Origin of the sequence: Segetibacter koreensis DSM 18137, assembly GCF_000374045.1 — a bacterium.
Taxonomy (GTDB): domain Bacteria; phylum Bacteroidota; class Bacteroidia; order Chitinophagales; family Chitinophagaceae; genus Segetibacter; species Segetibacter koreensis.
Genome location: NZ_KB893373.1, coordinates 1 through 1,579, shown reverse-complemented (window position 1 = coordinate 1,579; position 1,579 = coordinate 1). Strand labels below are relative to the sequence as shown.

The 1,579-nt window shown below is 29.9% G+C and carries 2 protein-coding genes; both read right to left on the bottom strand.

The annotated features are described in order from the left end of the window. Nucleotides 1-1,029, bottom strand: a 1,029-nt coding sequence (locus tag B154_RS0123960) for a hypothetical protein (protein WP_211217541.1), incomplete at its 3' end; no start/stop codon positions are given. A 251-nt stretch (nt 1,030-1,280) separates the two neighbouring features. Continuing rightward, a complete protein-coding gene (locus tag B154_RS32595; protein ID WP_107520830.1) occupies nt 1,281-1,376 on the bottom strand; it encodes a type I toxin-antitoxin system Fst family toxin in 96 nt (31 codons plus the stop codon). Nucleotides 1,377-1,579 lie beyond the last annotated feature (203 nt).

Genomic DNA, 1,579 nt, shown 5'->3' with positions numbered 1-1,579 from the left:
TCTCTTTCTTATTTGGTCAATAGACTCGGTAGGCATATTAAACTTAGTTTTTCCTACTGTTACTAATTCTTTTACAGTCATATTTTTATCCCTTATAACAAAGAGCATTTCAAAAATATAGTTATAATGTTTATGTAAAATAAATACTATATTAAAATCTATATTTTCAGATTGTAGCAATTCCATTCCTAATTCAGATGTTTTATAAGTCTTTTCACCAGTTCTTTCTAAAATATTTAAATGAGTCAAAAAAGTTGTGAATTGTCCGTTGGATTTTTCACTTATATTATATGTTGATTTTAAGTAATTATATATACTATTAAAATCTGCATAATTACTAGATAAATCTAAAGTATCACTTATGGTATTTGCTATATTTTCTACTCCACCAGGAACATAACCTATGTTATTTTTTCGTTCTTTATAACTAGACCACTCATATTGATATGTGTCTTCTAGATAATTAGGTATAATAATTTCATTTTCTTCTTCTGTTTGATCGTATGTGAATCGTAAAATTTCTGAATTCTCAACAGGTGGATGCTCTTTCAAAAAAGCTTTACCACTTTCTGTAAGAACATACTTTTGTTCATAACTAATATGTTCTACCATCCCTAAATCCATAAACCAGTGCAATCTATCGTAAACTTGACTATTGTCTTTCCATGTCATATTATACGTTTTCTTTGCATCTTCTAATACACTTTTTATTTTCTTAGGTGATTGTATAAACTTCAACATCTCAGATATATATTTTACTTTTGCATTGAGAAGTTCAGGTATTATTTCTTCAATATTTTCATCATTCCATCCAATTAATTCTTCACTTATATACCACTTGCTATTTTTTTGCTCTACTATCCCTATAGGCCTTAATCTAATACAATAATGATTTAACGTATTTGAACTTTTACTACCTTCAAAGTCCATAATATGATTGTTTTCTTTCCCACTTTCTATTGCTTTAAGAATTTTAATTAAGGAAGTCACATATCCTCTACTATTTTGACTCCTTGGTATTCTTGGCATAGCTTGAACTTTGCTGTTCCATTGTCTCACTTTAATATTCAGTGTAATCACTCCATTAATCATAATTATATTAAATATACCAAATTTAAATTTTTGTTCCTCTTAAATATGGATTGTATTTACATATTTTGCATTTACACCCACTATGGTGTTATAATACATTTAACAAAAGCTTCGTGCATATATGCACCAAACCCCTCACTACTAGGAATAGTGAGGGGTTTTTTGTTGGTGTGGCTAGTGTCGCCTATTTACTTATCGTTACGGTTACGTAGCCAATACGCAAATAAAGTAACGATACAACCACTGATGACTGTGGTCGTGATGTGAACAAAAGCTTCGAACATTGATATGCACCTCCTCTCTACGCCAATTGACGCCTGAGAGATAGGCGACTCCACTATTATACCATCTGTATATATGTAAGCATATCCACTTCTGATAAGTTGAATTATGTCAGCTCAATGATAAAATAAATATACTTGTTTTAGTAAAAATAAGTTTTCACTTTTCCCCACATACTACTCTATTATCACTCCATCCCTTTTCA

Coding starts and splice junctions, on each gene's coding strand:
- B154_RS32595 (WP_107520830.1), bottom strand. CDS start 1,376: ATGTTCGAAGCTTTTGTTCACATCACGACCACAGTCATCAGTGGTTGT.